Genomic DNA, 16,661 nt, shown 5'->3' with positions numbered 1-16,661 from the left:
ATGGACAACGACCGCGCCTACCTCAGAGCGCGAAACACCGACCAACGCGGAGTCAACCCCAACTTCATCACAGAAGCCACGAGGACCTCGAGCGGGGATGTTCGCCTCATCGTCAGCGGGTCACGGGATCCGATCCTGATCAAGCAACTTCGCCTGAACGATGCGGGGGATCAGCTCACTGAGCATCTGCTGATGTCAATTCACTTGCATGGCGGCACGTGGACATCCTCACAGACGGTGCTAACCCTGGCAAACCGGGCCGGGAGGTTTCTGTCGATACTTTCGCGAGAGACAGGATCCATAAGTCTAAGTGATGCGACACTGGATGTATCCGTCCTCTGGAGCGCAATCAACGGCGCCGCTAAGAATCATGGCGACCGCCGGAACTTGCGCCGATGTGTGTGTGGCGCATTGGAACGGTGGCATCCGAACGGAGCAGCGCTTTCGGAAGCCCTGTTCAGCTACACGATTCCCGTCACAAAGCCAGCGGTAACCGGCTACTCGCCGGACGTCGTGGACGCCATCGAAGCCATGATGAAGGACCAGGTGGCCGCCTGGTTCCAGCGCTACCGAAGAGCAGTCCAGGACGCATACGGAAGCCTGCCACAAGACTGGCTACAACTCGACGCGTCTGACCTCGCCCCGCAAGAAACGGCGCTCCCGAAGAGATTTGCGACCACCGAGGACGAACTCGTCCCAGCGATGATCCTGCTCGCCACCCTCGACAATCTCGGACCCAACCTGGGGATCATCCGATCATTCACCTCCGATTCCGTCGAGCGATCGAGCGAGATAGCTGGATTCGCGACCGGCGTCAAGGCACGCAACAATCAAGTTATTCGAACACCAGCGCCGGCGGGTGGACTCTTCAGTTTCGTCGGACTCCTTGACTTCGTCACTGCAGCCACGAGCGTCGACCGTGCGTTCCGCCAACACTCTTTCGACTTCGACCGTCTGCTTTTCATCCCGACCGGAGCTGACGGAGTGCTTGACCATGCACCTATCGGCAAGTGGTGGTCGTCGCAAGTCGCAGCTGCGGCTGATCGGCGCGATCTCCCGGATTCCATCAGTTTTCGCAAGCTGAGGAAGGGTGCCGCAAACCGCGGAAGAAGCTCCGGGCAGCGGATCATTGGCCAGCCGTCGCTATGCGAACACTCCAGACTGGACGGGGCTCCTCCGTGATTTTGCTGACACGATCGGCCGCCCGTACGAGCGTTATGCCTCGGATGCGAACGGACACCTTCCCACCGTCGCCAGTCTTATCGGGGAAGACTTCCGCGACATCTGGTGGGAATCAGACGCGTTCGCGAGCAGTCGCTCGAAGTACCCATCTCCGGCCACCCGCCTGTCGCCGCTCAAGATCGAGGTGGCTCAGAAGTTTGATGATATAACGCCAGACCTGCCGAAAGACGGCCCCCTCAACGATGAACTTGAGGCCCTGCGCGTGGCGGTCGTCGAGGGCATCATAACCACAAACTATGACACCGCCCTCGAGTATGTCTTCCCGGACTTCACTACCTATGTCGGTCAGGATCAACTCCTCTTCAAAGATCCGTTTGGCGTTGCAGAGATCTATAAGATCCACGGCAGCGCGATTGACCCAGAGAGCTTGGTTCTAACGGCCGCTGACTACGACAAGTTCGATGAGCGAAACCCATACCTTGCGGCGAAGTTGCTCTCGATATTCGTGGAACACCCCATCATCTTTTTGGGCTATTCGATGTCCGATGACAACGTTCGCCAGATTGTGACCAGCATTGCATCGGTTCTCACCGCCGATAACCTAGACCGCCTTGCCGACCGCTTGATCTTTGTGAACTGGCGACCGGGCGCTGAAGCTACGCTCGCCTTCGGAAACTTTGATGTTGGGTCCACTGTGGTGCCTGTTCGATACGCCACGGTTCCGGACTATCTCACGGTATTCCGCGTCCTTAGCCAGCTAAAGCGGCGTTTCCCGGCGCGAGTCCTGCGCCACTTGAGGGAAGAAGTATACGAACTGGTGCGCACGAGCGAGCCCTCCGCGACGGTGATGGTTGCTGACCTCGAGTCGGACACCGACATCAGCGAAATCGACGTCGTCATTGGTGTCGGAGTGCAAAAGAGACTTGGGGAATCGGATCGCATCAGTGGTAAGGGGCTTATCGGACTAAAGCGCCGAGATCTGCTCGACGACGTCCTGCATTCCACGCTCGACCCGGCTGACTACCTGGAGATTGTTCGCGAGGTGCTGCCGATAGTTGGCCCACCACGAACGCATGCCCCAGTGTTCAAGTACCTACGCGGTGCAGGCTTTCTCACTGCCGAGGGAAACCTCCACGACGATGCAGACGTGCCGAAATCGGTGCGTGCAAAGGCCAGGCTTGGCATTGGACCGCCGCGCAATAAGGGGTACTTCGCCGAACGTGCAGCCCGGATTCGGGCGAAGCACAGCGACCTCGCCGCACTGATAACAGACGCTCGCCTCACGGACACACTTCTCGTCATCCCGAACCTTGAACCGGATGACGTCGATATTGACGTTCTCAGAAACTTCCTCGTGGAACACTGGGACCTGCTGGACGAGGGCAAGGTCACGGATGCGACTCAATGGGTGAAATGCGTGTGCTTCTATGATTTTCTTGCAAACCGCACGGCTCCAACTGCATAGTCGGGTGCATATCGTTCACGGTCTTTGCGACTGTCGAGCTCCTGTTGCGCGAGACCCTCGGCCGGCACGCCCGTCGACGCTGTGCGAAGCTAATCGCACGGAGACTGATCAAGACTGAGCAGTCGTGGACTCGGTTCACAATCGGCCATCGGACGACGGCCAGGTCGTGAGCTACGGGGACCACGCGCACGAGCCGGTCGTTTTAGTGCGAGCCTCGGGGACGGCACAGGCCGCCCACGACTGCGACCATCACGCGGACCATCGATACTGCGAGGCCGATGTGCGGAGTGCCGGTGAGCTGCAGGACAACACCGATCACGAAAGCGATCGGACCCAGGAGGAGTGCCGCGAGCCAGCCCGGAACTTTCATGAGCCGAGCCTGCCACTGGCGTTCCCGCGCGTCCGTTAGCCAACCGGCTTACGGACAGCCTTCAGTAGCTTTGCGGACCGCTACCGACGTCACAACATGACCGACTCTGATAGGCCTCGCGAGAGCTGGGAGCAGCGGGTGATGCGTATCGCCGACACGACGGACGTCGAGGAGCGCCGAATTGCAGGTGGTGCACCCGGCTAGGTAACCCCGTGCCTCCCTGAGCTTCCACGTCGCAGCGCCCGGGGACCCTCACGCTGCCCATTGCCTAGGAGCTAAAAGAACCTGGCCGCAACCTTGCCCGTGGACGGAACGGATAGGCGAAGATGAACTCATGCTCATCGTCGTCCTCGACACCAACGCCGTGCACCGGGATCCTTGGTTGACTCGAGACGTTGCACCGAAGCTCATCCAGCTGGCTGCTTCAGAAGTATGTGAGATCGTGTATCCGCAGGTAGTGATCAAGGAGCTGACGCGTCAGCGGATTGAGAGCGCACGAGAGGCCCTTGACTCTGCAGCAGCCGGCGTGGAGCAGATGGGGGCTGCCGGCATCAACGTCGCCGAGACAGTAACTCTCCTGCAGAATGCTCACGATCGGATCGAGTCTGATATCGACAACGCCTTCGTCGAGGTGCTGGCGAAGCCTGGCGTCCGCGACGTTCCTGTGCCGGAAGTGAAGACCACGGACCTGCTCGGCCGCGACCTGGGACGCCGGCGACCGTTCCTCGAGATCGAGCAAGGCAAGACGAGAAAATCCCTCGGCTTCCGCGACGTGCTGATCTGGGAGAGCGTGCTGGAGGTTCTTCAGACGTCTAACTCAGGAGACACGGTGTTGTTCGTGACTTTCGACGGGGGCTTCATCGCCGATGACAAGAAGTCCCTGCATGCCGACCTGCTAGAGGACCTCGACGGATTCGGTATCCCGAGGGAAAGAATCCGACTGGCGCGGGGGGTTCCGGAAGCCATCTCCCTCATCGAGGACCTCGTGGCCGATACGGTTTCTCAGCCTTCGGATCACGCGCCAGAAACAATGTCCCCCTCACGGACGCCCGACGACGCGCAGGGCGAAAGATCCGCGGTCTCAGAGGGCGCCCCTGCGCCCGACGAGCCGGAGCTTCCCGCAGTAGAAGACCTCGACGACACAGCGCCCGGGGGGAACCCGGTCGAGATTGCGGTTGACGAGCTGAAGCAGGACCGCCCCGGCGTATCCCGCGCAGCCCTTGTCGAAGCAGCCACCGATGCGCTTTACGGCCTCGTCAACGAAGACGTCTCCGAGCAGCTCGCCTACGGCGGAGACTACGAGTACCCGTCGTTTGTGAAGTTCACGGTCCCCCTCCCCGAAGGTGGCACCATCGCGGCCATCGATCAGACCACAGAGTTCTCTTTCAAAGAGAGCGAGCAGTCGGCTGACGTGCTTGTGGGAACTGCTGAAGCGGTAATCACGATCGAGGGCGGTCTCTACCGGGGGGACTGGTTCGAGGTCGAGGGAGCCGTCAGCATTTCGGGACAGCTCAGCGATCACTACCTGGACGCCAGTGCCGAGGTGGAGGTCGAAGTCAGGGTCGAGATTGACATTGAAGGCGGCGAGACCAACGTCCTGGACATCGTCCTGGAGGATCTGCCGACCCCGCCAGTGAATGGTGCCGATCAACTAGAGTTCGACTTCTTCGATGTCGACCAACCCGACGCGGGGGACGAGCGGCCCTCCGACGAGAGCGAAGCGGTCGCGGACCGCCGAGGCGAGACGTCCGGATGACAATCGGCGGTTTCAAGGGGTCGTTGCAACGGGTGGTTGTTTCGTGTCCGAGAGTTGTTCCGCCCCGGGTCTGATGGAGGCTCTCAATCCACGGGAGGATGGGAGTCATGGGAGCACCGAGGAAGTACCCGGAGGAGCTTCGGGAGCGAGCGGTCCGACTCGCGGTGGAAGCGCGCCGCGACCCGAACACCAGAGGCGGTGCGCTACGTCGGATCGGTGAACAGCTCGGGATCAATCCGCAAGACACTGCGGAACTGGGTGCAGCAGGCCGAGATCGACGCGGGTGACCGGCCCGGCGTCACGACCGACGACGCGCAGCGGATTGCGGAACTCGAACGCGAGGTTCGGGAGTTGCGGCGGGCGAATCAGATTCTGAAGTCGGGGTCGGCTTTCTTCGCGGCGGAGCTCGACCGCCCCTCCAGCAGATGACGCAGTTCATCGACGCGCATAAGCACGAGTTTGGGGTCGAGCCGATCTGTCGCACGTTGCAGATCGCCCCGTCGAGCTACTACGCGGTGAAGGTCAGACCACCGTCGGCGCGGTCGATCAGTGACGCTGCCCGCACGGTCGAGGTCGAGCGGGTGCACCGGACCAACTACGGCGTTTACGGCGCCCGGAAGGTACACGCACAGCTACGGCGGGAGGGGCACGTGATTGCCCGCTGCACCGTTGAGCGACTCATGCGGTCCACCGGACTGCACGGCGTGTCCAAGCGGAAGGGGCCGAAGACGACGATTCCGGGCCCGGTCGGGGACCGGCCGGCGGATCTGGTGCAGCGGGCGTTTACCGCGACCGGCCCGGACCAGCTCTGGGTCGCCGACATCACCTACATCCGCACCTTCTCCGGGTGGGTCTACGCCGCGTTCGTCACGGACGTGTTCTCCCGCCGCATCGTCGGCTGGCAGCTATCGAAGAACATGCGCACCGACCTCGTCCTCGACGCCCTCGAGATGGGCATCTGGACCCGGCAACGCGAGAACCGAGATCTGTCACAGCTGATCCATCACAGCGATCGAGGAGTCCAATACCGAGCTATTCGCTACACGGACCGGCTCGCTGAGGCCGGTGCGGTCGCGTCCGTTGGGTCCAAGGGCGACAGCTATGACAATGCCCTCGCGGAGGCGGTGAACTCGATCTTCAAGGCCGGATCACCCGCCGCGACCGCATCACGAGCGAGCACGGACACGCACACCAACCGGTAGAGGCGACGAGAAGTACACCTCGATCGTCGAACCCCTGCCGGCGGAGGCGATTAGGGCGAAATGAGCTGCTGAAGATGCAACTGCGCGCCAAGATAGTCCGACGCGAGGTACGCACTTCGGGCTTGATCAGCTCGCGAGGCAGCCCTCTCTGCATACAGCCGCGCGAGCGGGAGAAGCGAGTCGCCTGCCGCGGTGATCCGGCGGCCATCAAATCGGCTCGGGTCGTTCAACCCGGCGAGCTCGATCGCGTTGAGCCAGGAGAAGAAGCCCGTCAGGTCCAGCATCATCGCGAACGGTTGGTGCTCACGCAGGTACTTCGCCGCACGCAACTCCAGGTACAGCGACGTGATCGGCGCCCCCGACCGGTACTTCCACAACTTCACAAGTCGCACGAAATCCTTGGTCCGCGGGATCAGATCACGGGTGCCGTTGACGTACTCGTTGTGCTTCAACGGACTCGACTTCACCCACCCGGTGCCCTTCGGATCAGGGATCCAATAGTCATCATCGCTAGTGACGTGCGCCGGCATGACCTCCGTTGACGGTCCACTGGGCCATTCGATGCGCACCCCGGGACGGTCGATCGTGACCGACCGTGCGGACCACCGAAGCTTGTCCGCCAGGACGTTCTTGAGCTCCAGGATGTCCTCGTAGCTCTGGCTCGGACGGACATGCCGCATCGATGCGAAGTAGTCGACGTCGCTCCACACACGGAGGGCGGTCCCATGGGACCAGGACCCAGTCTCAAAGATCCGAAACGCGTCCATTCCGGACACGACGGCATCCTGAATGGCGGTTCGATGGGCACTCGCGACCGTGCGGTCCTCCGCTGAGGGCGTCATTGCAGCGACAGCATCATCCAAGTAGCTCTGAACGGTCATCAGGCGTCCACCCGATGAGTCTGACCGCCGTCGCGCTCGATGTTCCGTTTCGCCCGGCGATAGGCCCACCGCGGCGTCGGGTCGGCCCGTTCACGCGCAGCGTCGAGCTGTGACGCAATCACATCAAGACGATCCCGGAGAACCGAGTCGTCAGTCGACGTCAGCGCGTCGACGCGTCGTAACCGCCGTGCTCGGTCCTGGACCGAAAGGAACTGCACCGCAACTGATTGCGCACGTTCCGCCCGCTTCGCAGGACGCAGCGTTCCGTGAACGCCCGTTGCTGCTGCTGCCAGTAACGCCAGCCCACCGGCGAGGTACTGCAACGCGTCCGTTGCGAACGTCAGCACACCGCCGACAGCACTTCCCACAGCGATGACGCTTCCCAAACCCCAGCTCCATCCGGTCCACAGCTTCGCCGCTTCAAGGTTCCCCTGTTGCCCGAATGTCGCGTTCTCCTCGAGGCGATCAGCCTCAGCGCGGATCTCGTCGCGCACACCCCGATCAGCCATGCGCAAGAATCTATGCGTCCTACGCACGTCCGTTCAACCAGTCTCGATAGTCGATCCGCTACCGGGCGCCCGAATGGTCCCCTGATCGGTGTCCGTCCCCGGGAGAACGGACTCCGATCGTCCCCTTGAAGCAGGCACTCGCGGCGGCGCCAGGAGGAAACCTCGTCCTGACGGAGGACAGCGCTGTCGACAGAGGGAGACCAGGACTCATCGAAGCCCTCGGCAGCTGACTCCTAACCCACTCGAATAGAGCTTCGACTCACGCTATCGCACCTGGGCGGCACCTGCGCACATGCAGCGGGACTGATCCTCCGAACCCTCAGCGGTGCTGACAACGCAGCACTACTTGTCAAAAGCGCGGTCTCGGACAATTTAGGTTGCGTGTTTGACACGTTGTTCCCGCAGCCACACGACACACGACTGTCGGCGGAGTCACTACTTGTCGCCGACTCCGCTCACGAGTCTCGGCGACGGCGCGCGTGTCACTCAATTCGACCAAACATCGTGTCGCCGCTTCGACGGCGCTAGGGCCGTCTCGATAGCCAATCCAGTACCGAACGAGACGACCCAGCTCTCCGAGGGGCAGTCAGCGCTTGCGGCGAAGAAACATCGTGACTCCGACAGCGACGATCGCCACGATCACGAGGACGAACGCCCACAGAGGAATCGTGGCGCCCGACTTCGGACTGACAGCAGCGGGCATGACGACCGCGGTTGCGACGAGTGCGTTCATGTGCCTGAGACTAGAGGGCGACCGCTGTCTCATAAGCCGATCGGCTACCGAGACGGATTTTGCGGCTCGCGTCGTGCTGCTCGTACGGATAGGAAGATGCTGGCACCCCAGCAGACAACCCCGAGCAGGATCACCCCGCTACCGATCCAAATCGCAGTCGAGTGACCGAGCGCTGCATTGCTAGCGACGAGAGCGATGCCGGACAGTACGAGCGTGCCACTCACCACGTCGAGCAGGACGCGAGCCCATGATCGTCCTGTTCCTTCGAGGCCGAAGGTCTCTCTCAGGGTGCGCATGATTGGAGGGTACGCAGTCGTCTTGCTCCTGGCGCACCGGCGCCGTAGTGACCTGTTTAGAGGAATGGGAGCACGACAAGCATTCCGCCGATGAGGAGTACGAAGCCACCAGCCAGGATCCCGCCCGCTGCGAGGACCGAGACCGTGCCGGTCAGGAGTGCCAGCAGGCCGCCCAAGCCCACAACTTGCCCGACCGCGGTGCTGTTCCGGACGCTCTGAGTTCCACGGACGAAGAGTTCATCCATGTCGCTCGGGCCGTCGTCGGTGTGCACACGCCGAGCATCGCACGCTTGAGCCTCGTTGAAGGATCCCCTACCGGAACGTCCACGAGCGACCGAGACAGCGTTCGGTAGCCCACCGGCTATCGGACGCTGCTTCCGCGTCAGCTTCCTACGACCACTGCCGGCGATCCCCGCGCGGCGTCGGTCAGCGTCAGACCGGCCCCTAGCTGCCGGCCGGCAGTGTCCGGTTCGTCCGTCGGGCTCGCGGAAGGGGCTGACCGCCGCCGCGTGATTCGCTAGTTTCAACCGAGGGAGGCGGAGATGACGAGTCCGGGGTGGTTGGGAACGGTCGGCTGCGCTCTGCTCGTGCTCCTCGTTGACGCGGCGATCTGGGGTGTTGTGTCGATCGCGACGAATGGAATGGGTCGGAATCACGCGGCTGGCATTCGATTGCCGTCGCTGATGCGCAGCGACGAGGCCTGGCGAGCCGGCCATCTTGCCGCGCGGAGAGTCATGCGGCCGTTCTTGATCGCGGCGGCGATCGTCGTGGTCGTGTCGATCCCAGCGCAACTGGCGCCAGCGCTCTACGTCGTGCTGCTCGGGCTTTCCCTCGCCTGCACGCTGGCCGCTCTCGGGGCAGGTGCGCTGTCCGCGTCCCGGGCTGCTCGCCAAATCACTCGGGACGGCTGATGACCTGAGCCTCCTCGACACCCGTTGCGCGCGCTCAGCGACCTCGTTGCGTGACGCGGGGCATCTCCTAGAACTATCGGCACGCGAGACCGCGGTCGCGCCGGACTCGGCCTGATCCATCAGGCCGGCGATGGTCGATCACTTCCCGGGCGGCCGAGTCCGCATATGGATCGGCGGTTTCAAGGGGTCGTTGCAACGACCAGCTGAACCCAAGATCGGCTACCGGGCGACCCGAGGTGGCTTGTCAAGGCGGGACCACCGCTGGAGGTCTCTACGGCCAATCACTTCACCGACGTGACCTCTCTGGTGCGGCAAGAGAGACCGCAGCGCTGACGACGAACAGTGCGCCGCCGAGTCCGATACCAGTGGCACGCCAGTCAGTCTCTGGTGAGAACACCGGCGGACCCGACCCGTCGTCGAACTCGCACGAAACGCCGAGAGGGATGACCGTGCGGTGAGCGATCCGCGGCCCCTCAGGCGGGTACCCGTCCGGAGCTCGCCGCTCTTGGCAGGTTGCCACACCGACACCATGATGAATGTCACTTCCGTAAGCGCAGAGCAGCGCAACGACGATCAACGCGCACCCGACCACGCCGAGCAGAAGCACTCGTCCCCATCGAACCCGGCGACGAAACGGATACCCTGTCCCCGATCGCGTCGCCATAACCGAACCCTAGGTGGAAAGCCGCAGCCCTTGTCCCAGGAGACCATCCGGTACCGGACTCCATCTGGTCGCGCTTTCGACTTTCCGGTCACTCAGGGTGACCGAAGATGGACAGGAGTGTCCAGACGATGCCGATCATCGCCAGCCCTGCAGCGAGCACACGGACGAGTCCCGGGGTCATCGCACCTTGCGGACCCCGGCTTCCCAGCTGGGCGTCGAGGAAGAACTGGGAGATCGGCGCCGGACGTACGAACGCGGTGACCGCTACTGCAACGATTGCCGGCCCAGCGATCAGTCCGGGGATCCACATGAACTCCACACAACCAGGTCGACCTGATGGCGGTGGGGTGTAGCTGCCCGCTAGCGGATCGGCAACCGGACGGGGCTGACGGCCCTGACCGTGTCCTGGATGACGATCGTCTACCGGGCGGCTAATGCTCGTTGGTAGAAGATGAGCGAGTCACGGCGCCCCGTCTCCGTGAAGCCGTTCCGCACGAGAACACGCTGTGATGCATCGTTGTCTTGGGCCGTGTCTGCGGTCGCGACGGTGGCGCCGCAGTCGCGGGCGCGTTCGAGGGCCAGCTTCACCGCCTCGGTCGCTAGCCCCTTGCCGCGGGCCGCCGGCACCAGGCCGTAGCCGAATTCGACCACCCCCTGCTCGTCGGGCGGGCCGAAAAAGCCAAAGCCGCCTACTGCCAGACCATCCGAGGTACGGCGAATCATGTACATCGTGAAGTCCGGGTCAGGCTTTGGCGCGTCAGCGAGTGATCGGAGTGGGTCGAGCTCGTCGGGGTAGGGGTACTCCGGATGCCAATCGTCTCCGGGACGCTCGTCCCGAGCGACGATGCGCCGTGCAAGCTCTGGCGAGATCGGCTCGAGGACCACATGAACGTTCCGAAGGATCATGAACCGATCCTCGCAGGGCAACGCCAGAGGATGCAGCGCTTGTGCCCGGTAGCCGATCGTTCACCGGGACCGCTCCGACCGCCTCGCTTCCACTCTGCGTGCGGTGCCTACCTTTGCAGTTGCCCGGTGAACCCCTACAAGGCGTCAGCGGCGCCCGGATGATCCTGTGGCCGATGTCCGTAGCCGGTGAGAGTCATCCGTCGGGCACGGTGCAGCTGCGAAGCAATTGCTTCGTACTCCTCGTTCCAGCCTCCGGTGATCACGAGCATCGGCACGTCGACGTCCGACGGCGTATCCAGGGTCCACGGCCCAGGGAGCCTGCGCTGCCGATCGGCAGCCAGGAGTTCGTCCGGGCTCACCGGCGATGTCCCGGCAATGCCAGTGAGGGCTGTTGCGAACGCGACGGCGAACTGCGCGGTGTCGATTTCGGCCGCGGTATCGAGCACTGGTTGTACGCGGTCGATGTGCGCCTCGACTGCCGCGTTGCCTCGAGCCAGCGCGTACGCAGCAGGCTCAAAGAGCACCAGCCCTGCGATCAGGTCGGGCCGGTGAGCTGCGGCGCGCATTGCGATCGGCCCACCGTACGAGTGTGCGACGACGGCAGCGCCTGGTGAGCAAGTGCCGATGAGCGTCGACTCCCAGGCATCTTGCTCGAAGGCGACAGCTGCGCCGTCCCCGTAACCAGGCATCACCGCAAACCGAGCGTGCTCGATGTGAGCCGCGATGGGCCAGGCGCGGTCGAAGGTCCGGTTCGATCCGTGCAGGAAGACGACCGCTCTCTCGCGGTTCCCGGGAAGGGCGTCTGCCATGACTGAAACGCTAGCAACCGTGGCTCCGCTCGTTGCAGCGGAGCACGCCCGATCAAGGATCGGCTACCGGGCGGGCTCGGCCGCAACAGCTACCCCGCTGCGTGCTCGAGCTGTTCGGTTGCTGCTCGGCCCCACCCGTTGGGGTCGTCCCCGGGGGGCACAACGGCCATGGAGTACCAGCACACGAGGACCGGCCACCAACGGAGTTCCTCGTCCGTGAGGGTTTGAACTGCTTGGTATCCGTCTAGAAAATGCTCCCGAACGGACACTGAGACCGGTCCCCAGTCCCGGAAGAGTGTGCCGAGCATGACCGCTGAACGAGCGAGTTCAACGATTCGATGGTCAAGTCGAAGCTCTTCGAAGTCGAGAACGCCGACGACTTCAGTGCCTGCGCATAAGATGTTCGCCGCGCGGTAGTCGCCCTGCACGATCTGCATGGGCGGAAGGTCCGCCGGCACTCGTTCGAGCATCTGCCCGAGGACGTCGCGGGTCTGCGGGGACACCGTGGACGGCTCGGAGGCGAGCCAGCCCGATACCTGCTGGGTGAGCGGTGCCGGCGGCGACAGGACCTCGTGTTGCGCGTCGCGCATCGGGTACGAGCGCAACGCATCGTGCAGCCGAGCAAGCGTCGCCCCCGCTGCCCGAACCTGATCGGCGTCCTCAACGCTGAGATGGACTCCATCGATGATGCCCTGCACGCCCATCGATACGCCGTCGTTCGTCACCTGAACCTCACCCGCGAGCGTCGGCAGCGGAGCAGACACCGGCAATCCCTGTGCCCCGAGCCAAGCAGTGAGCTCGGCTGCGAAGGCGAGCCGTTCGAACCGGTCGGATGCGACCGACCACTTCAACAGCAGACGCTCGTCGTCTCTGCGAACCCATGCAAGCGCGTTGCTGTCACTCAGCACCACGCGCTCCGGGAACCCGACCCGAACCCGGCAGGTTCGCCTGCGACAGATACGCCGCCGCTCGGCGCAGCACCTCGACTTCCTGCTCGAGGAGCCGGTTCCGCCGCCGCAACTCACGGACTTCGTCGGACTCGGCACGCGTCGTTCCGGGACGCTCCCCGTCTTCGACGGCAGCGCGGCGCAGCCACTTCGTCAACGTCATCGGGTGGACACCGAAGTCGGCGGCGATCTGCTCGATTGTCACTCCCGGCTCACGGCTCCGAGCAACACGCACGACATCGTCGCGGAACTCCTGCGGGTAGGGCTTGGGCACGATGGCATCCTTCCAGGCTGCCCTCCCGGGCAAGCCAGATCAGACGTCACCTATCCGTGCAGCAGACCCCTGGAGTCGGTGTCCCGCTTGACGGTGGGCTACCGAACGCTGGCTCAATCGCTCTTGATCGTTCCGGTAGGGGATCGGTGAGCGGACGCCTTCGTATCAGAGGCCACGACCTCGGCGCAGCGCGAGTGAGACACTGCCGGAGTGATCAAGAACATCCAGGTAGAGTTGAACATCCATGGACAACGAGGCTCTTCGGTGCATGTGACACAACTCTTGGGCGTCGCACCAGACGAGCAGTACGAAATCGGCGACCTCAAGGGAGACGGTCCCCGCGTCTTCGACGTATCGATATGGAACCTATTCAGCAACCGTCACGTTGACGAGATCCGCACAGAGCACGGGCGAGACCCTTGGGGGCGTGTGCAGTGGATGCTGCCGGAAAACTCGGCGGAGCTATTCGCGGGTCTACGCGACGAGGGCTACGGGGCCAACCTGTCTGTGTCCCTCATCACCGACCACAAGGAGAACACCTTCACGGTGCCGGCGGAGGTGTTGCGGCAGGTGGCAGCCGCTGGGCTCGATCTCGAGCTGTCACCCGTATCGACCAAGCACATGGACATCTCGTACCGCGACTTCTGGTGATCCCGACGCCGTCAGCGGGACACGCTCAGAACCGTCCGATGACGGGTCGGCTGTCGGACGCAGGCCCCGGTCTACGCTGGATGCTATGACCAGGCCAGACCCAGGGAAGTCGGCGGATGAGATGAGTCGGTCAGGCTCAGTGGCGATGCTTGTGTTCGGAGTGATTTCGCTTGGAGTCGCTCTTCTGTTTGTGACTACCGCGAGCCCTTTTGAGCCGGCCGGCCGCAGCCAGCTTCCCGCAATTGTCCTCGCAGGCGTCGCTGCCTTGGCTGGGATTGGTTGCATCGTGCTCGGGGCCCGACAGCTCGTACGCCTCCGGAACACACGCTGAAGGACAACGAGCCGCGCGACCAATAGTCGGCCCTACGCTCGATGTCACTTCCACGTATCGGATGACGATCGTTCACCGAGACGGAAGCAATGCTCCGGTGAGCGGGCAGACGGGCGTAGCGTCGAGGTCGCGAAGTAGCTTCGCACTGCCCACCGAAGGAGCCCCATGCCACAGGTTGTCGTAGGCGTTCCGCTGGCGAAGGTGCCGGAGCTCTTCCGCCAGGCGGTTCACGCCGTGCAAGGTGCCACCCTCATCGAGGTCCTTGAAGACCGCGCTCTCGTCGGCCGCCGTACTACCTTCGCAGTACGATCCGAGACGACCCGCTTCACGTTCCATGCCCGGTCGGAGTCGACATCTGAGATACGCGCCGAGTCCACCAACGGTGGAGTATTCGGCATCGCCACCTATCGCGGAGCGGTCCTCGAAATTGGTCGCGCTGTACTCAAGGAACTAGAACGCGCCTCTGCGCCGAACCAGGGCTGATCCTCCAACTGCCGATCGGCTACCCCTCCGATAGCCGGTGGGCTACCGAACACCGCCTCGGTCGCTCTTGGTTGTTCCAGAAGGGGATCGGCTGCCGGGCGGTTCCGTGCGGATGCGTTCTCAATGATCGAGCGTGGGCCACTCCTGCGATCGTAAGAAACGTGGACGCGGAGGATTGGCTCGTCATCATCCATGGAGCGGGGCTCGGTGATCACTGCGATCTGACCCAGGTCGGTGTACGACGTTGCGGTGGCATCCCGGCCCGTGCTGCCCTCGGGCCAGCTGCCGGGGGCTGTGCTCAACTGGGTGGTCCTCGCTGTGGTGCTCGCGCTGACGTGGGTCCCGTCGCTGCGGGCCCGAAGCGCAGCATCGCGCCGACAGGGACAGCACGACCACAGCGCCAGCGATGGTGACGATCGCTGCGGCGGCGAGCACCCACCGGCCCACGTGCAGGAGCCGCATCAGTGCGACTGCAGCCGATTGAGCGAGTCCACGTGCTCGACGTGCTCCTCTGCCCACTCCCGCAGTACCTCGAGCGGTCTGCTCAGGGACATCCCTAGCGGTGTGAGTTGGTAGTAGACGCGAGGGGGAACGGAGTCCTCAACACGGCGGTCCACGAGCCCGTCTCGGACAAGCCCCTGCAGTGTCACCGAGAGCATCTTGTGCGAGACCCCGGGCATGCCGCGGTTCAACTGCGCGAATCCCATCTCGGCGAAGTCGTTCTCCGCCAGAAGCGCGATGACCATCGACACCCACTTGCCACCGATCCGGTCAAGGAGAACCCGGGTCGGGCAGTCTTTTGAGAAGAGGTCTCCGCGCTGACTGCGCTGCCCAACGGTCGTTGACTCGGTTACCACGGGGTTACCTCCGATCGACGAAGTGCGTTCTTCCGCGCTCCTCCGGCTTGAGCATACGGTGACCACGTCACCATTCGTTACCTCGCGAAAGTACGGTTATGACCCTCTCCCTTATTGGCGCCACTGGACAGCTCGGCGGCCACGCGATCGACGCCCTCCTGGGCCGCGGAACTGCCCCGCGGGACGTGCTCGCGCTCGGTCGGAACCGCCGCCGGCTCATCGAACTAGCCGAGCGCGGCTTGTCCGTCGCTGAACTCGACCTCGATGACGAGGTTGCGACGGCCGCGTCGCTTGAGGGCAGCGACGTGCTCGTGCTCATTTCCGTCGGCGGGATGTCTGGTGGATTGGCGCCGCGGACCGCTGCCCTCCGCGCCGCAAAGGCCGCCGGTGTCGGGAGGGTGGTGTACACGTCGGTACTGCGGGCGTCGACGACTCGTCTCGAGATCGCTGCTGACCACAGGGCAACAGAGAAAGCGATCGAGGCTTCCGGGATCCCGTACACGATTTTGCGGAACGGCTGGTACACGGAGAACCAGCGTCCTGAGTTCGGTGCGGCGCGTAGTGGCGGCGCGATCGCGAACAGTATCGGCCAGGGCCGGATCGCTTCCGCGCCGCGACGCGAGTACGGAGAAGCCATCGCGGTCACCTCGACGACGGCCGGACACGAGGGGGTTGTGTACGAGCTCTCCGGTGACACGGCGTGGTCGTTCGCGGAGTTTGCGGCGGCGTCCGCTGAAGTGCTCGGCGCGTCCGTCCGCTACGAAACCCTGACGGCAGACCAACAACACGCGGCCCTGATCGCTACGGGTCTTGACGAGGATACTGCTTGGCTTTTCGGCCGCGCCTACGCCGACATGGCAGCCGGCGAGCTCGACGCCGTCTCAGGAGACCTGGCGCGCCTCATCGGTCACCCGACGGAACCGCTCCGCACCACGCTCCAGAGCTGGCTCTGACCACGCACCCGCATTGCAACAGAAAGCGCTCCTGGATACGGCCGGGAGCTGGGGCGCGCCGACTGCCTCGCAGTGCTCGGTCACGCGCTCGTGATCAGCGCATCCAGGAGGCCGGGGAATCGTTGCTCAAAGTCCCATCGGCGAAGTTGCACGCGGTGGGAGCGTCCCTCCGCGAACGTTCGTGTCAGACCGACTTCTCGGAGGATGCGGAAGTGGTGCGACATGGTCGCTCTCGACAGGTCGCATCCCCAGTCCGTCGTGCTCTTGTTCAGCGCCTCACCAGAAGCAAGGACCTTCACGATCTGCAACCGGACCGGGTCGACGAGGGCTTTGAGCACGTCGACCAGCTCGACACGAGCCAGATCCGCCACCGGGTACTCATCGGTATCGGGCGCAAGATCCGTGCGTAGGTCCGTCGCGTGCATGTGCTGATTGTACGGCGATGACCGAACGAAACGTCGGCGCTTTGGTGGATTGGTTG

General features: G+C 63.6%; 19 protein-coding genes and 1 other annotated feature. Of the genes, 9 read left to right on the top strand and 10 right to left on the bottom strand.

What is annotated here, in order from left to right; all coding sequences use genetic code 11:
* The 5 genes from DEJ24_RS16555 to DEJ24_RS06530 all read left to right on the top strand — a co-directional run bounded on the left by DEJ24_RS16555 (position 1) and on the right by DEJ24_RS06530 (position 5,975).
* Complete coding sequence (locus DEJ24_RS16555) at positions 1-1,182, top strand: hypothetical protein (RefSeq protein WP_146242524.1); 1,182 nt, start codon at positions 1-3, stop codon at positions 1,180-1,182.
* Entirely contained in the window at positions 1,091-2,647 is a 1,557-nt protein-coding gene (locus DEJ24_RS06545) for an SIR2 family protein (protein ID WP_111077824.1), read from the top strand. The genes DEJ24_RS16555 and DEJ24_RS06545 overlap by 92 nt, the downstream gene beginning before the upstream one ends.
* Positions 2,648-3,351: 704 nt before the next feature.
* Positions 3,352-4,773 (top strand): PIN domain-containing protein, encoded by a 1,422-nt coding sequence (locus DEJ24_RS06540; protein WP_111077823.1) that lies wholly within the window; start codon positions 3,352-3,354, stop codon positions 4,771-4,773.
* 198 nt (positions 4,774-4,971) lie between these two features.
* Positions 4,972-5,202, top strand: coding sequence for a hypothetical protein (locus DEJ24_RS16845; RefSeq protein WP_181432769.1), 231 nt, complete (start codon positions 4,972-4,974; stop codon positions 5,200-5,202).
* Positions 5,160-5,273: a sequence feature (AL1L pseudoknot), on the top strand. It overlaps the preceding gene by 43 nt.
* Complete coding sequence (locus tag DEJ24_RS06530) at positions 5,199-5,975, top strand: IS3 family transposase (protein WP_111077821.1); 777 nt, start codon at positions 5,199-5,201, stop codon at positions 5,973-5,975. (Overlaps the previous feature by 75 nt.) The genes DEJ24_RS16845 and DEJ24_RS06530 overlap by 4 nt, the downstream gene beginning before the upstream one ends.
* 50 nt (positions 5,976-6,025) lie before the next feature.
* Here the strand turns inward: DEJ24_RS06530 and DEJ24_RS06525 are convergent, their stop codons facing one another.
* From DEJ24_RS06525 to DEJ24_RS06510, 4 genes are all read right to left on the bottom strand, one after another.
* Complete coding sequence (locus DEJ24_RS06525; protein WP_111077820.1) at positions 6,026-6,856, bottom strand: hypothetical protein; 831 nt, start codon at positions 6,854-6,856, stop codon at positions 6,026-6,028.
* The gene (locus tag DEJ24_RS06520; protein ID WP_111077819.1) at positions 6,856-7,365 is read right to left on the bottom strand and encodes an SLATT domain-containing protein; all 510 of its coding nucleotides are present in this window, start codon (positions 7,363-7,365) and stop codon (positions 6,856-6,858) included. The genes DEJ24_RS06525 and DEJ24_RS06520 overlap by 1 nt, the downstream gene beginning before the upstream one ends.
* Before the next feature lie 586 nt (positions 7,366-7,951).
* Positions 7,952-8,098, bottom strand: coding sequence for a hypothetical protein (locus tag DEJ24_RS16840; protein WP_181432770.1), 147 nt, complete (start codon positions 8,096-8,098; stop codon positions 7,952-7,954).
* Between the two features lie 352 nt (positions 8,099-8,450).
* Positions 8,451-8,666, bottom strand: coding sequence for a hypothetical protein (locus tag DEJ24_RS06510; protein ID WP_111077817.1), 216 nt, complete (start codon positions 8,664-8,666; stop codon positions 8,451-8,453).
* Positions 8,667-8,981: 315 nt separating this feature from the next.
* Between DEJ24_RS06510 and DEJ24_RS06505 the strand changes: the two genes are divergently transcribed.
* Positions 8,982-9,305 carry an SdpI family protein gene (locus DEJ24_RS06505; RefSeq protein WP_181432771.1) on the top strand — a complete coding sequence of 108 codons (324 nt, stop codon included), beginning with the start codon at positions 8,982-8,984 and terminating at the stop codon, positions 9,303-9,305.
* Positions 9,306-10,389: 1,084 nt separating this feature from the next.
* On the opposite strand, the gene DEJ24_RS06495 is transcribed toward DEJ24_RS06505, so the two are convergent.
* From DEJ24_RS06495 to DEJ24_RS06480, 4 genes are all read right to left on the bottom strand, one after another.
* The gene (locus DEJ24_RS06495) at positions 10,390-10,875 is read right to left on the bottom strand and encodes a GNAT family N-acetyltransferase (RefSeq protein ID WP_111077814.1); all 486 of its coding nucleotides are present in this window, start codon (positions 10,873-10,875) and stop codon (positions 10,390-10,392) included.
* A 134-nt stretch (positions 10,876-11,009) separates the two neighbouring features.
* Positions 11,010-11,684 carry an alpha/beta fold hydrolase gene (locus tag DEJ24_RS06490; protein WP_111077813.1) on the bottom strand — a complete coding sequence of 225 codons (675 nt, stop codon included), beginning with the start codon at positions 11,682-11,684 and terminating at the stop codon, positions 11,010-11,012.
* An 89-nt stretch (positions 11,685-11,773) separates the two neighbouring features.
* Positions 11,774-12,595, bottom strand: a complete 822-nt coding sequence (locus DEJ24_RS06485; RefSeq protein ID WP_181436551.1) for a phosphotransferase — start codon at positions 12,593-12,595, stop codon at positions 11,774-11,776.
* Positions 12,582-12,905: a transposase gene (locus DEJ24_RS06480; protein WP_220033983.1), complete on the bottom strand. Its 324-nt coding sequence runs from the start codon at positions 12,903-12,905 to the stop codon at positions 12,582-12,584. Before DEJ24_RS06480 ends, DEJ24_RS06485 begins: the two co-directional genes overlap by 14 nt.
* Positions 12,906-13,115: 210 nt before the next feature.
* On the opposite strand from DEJ24_RS06480, the gene DEJ24_RS06475 reads away from it, so the two are divergent.
* Positions 13,116-13,556: a DUF4279 domain-containing protein gene (locus DEJ24_RS06475; protein WP_111194388.1), complete on the top strand. Its 441-nt coding sequence runs from the start codon at positions 13,116-13,118 to the stop codon at positions 13,554-13,556.
* A 496-nt stretch (positions 13,557-14,052) separates the two neighbouring features.
* Entirely contained in the window at positions 14,053-14,370 is a 318-nt protein-coding gene (locus DEJ24_RS16550) for a hypothetical protein (RefSeq protein ID WP_146242525.1), read from the top strand.
* Between the two features lie 461 nt (positions 14,371-14,831).
* Here the strand turns inward: DEJ24_RS16550 and DEJ24_RS06470 are convergent, their stop codons facing one another.
* Positions 14,832-15,227, bottom strand: coding sequence for a helix-turn-helix domain-containing protein (locus DEJ24_RS06470; RefSeq protein ID WP_220033984.1), 396 nt, complete (start codon positions 15,225-15,227; stop codon positions 14,832-14,834).
* 98 nt (positions 15,228-15,325) lie between these two features.
* On the opposite strand from DEJ24_RS06470, the gene DEJ24_RS06465 reads away from it, so the two are divergent.
* A complete protein-coding gene (locus DEJ24_RS06465) occupies positions 15,326-16,180 on the top strand; it encodes an NAD(P)H-binding protein (RefSeq protein WP_111077809.1) in 855 nt (284 codons plus the stop codon).
* Between the two features lie 80 nt (positions 16,181-16,260).
* On the opposite strand, the gene DEJ24_RS06460 is transcribed toward DEJ24_RS06465, so the two are convergent.
* Positions 16,261-16,605 carry a helix-turn-helix transcriptional regulator gene (locus DEJ24_RS06460; RefSeq protein ID WP_111077808.1) on the bottom strand — a complete coding sequence of 115 codons (345 nt, stop codon included), beginning with the start codon at positions 16,603-16,605 and terminating at the stop codon, positions 16,261-16,263.
* Positions 16,606-16,661: the final 56 nt, after the last annotated feature.

It is taken from the genome of Curtobacterium sp. MCPF17_001 (assembly GCF_003234615.1).
Lineage (GTDB): Bacteria > Actinomycetota > Actinomycetes > Actinomycetales > Microbacteriaceae > Curtobacterium.
This window is presented reverse-complemented; position numbering and strand designations above follow the sequence as displayed.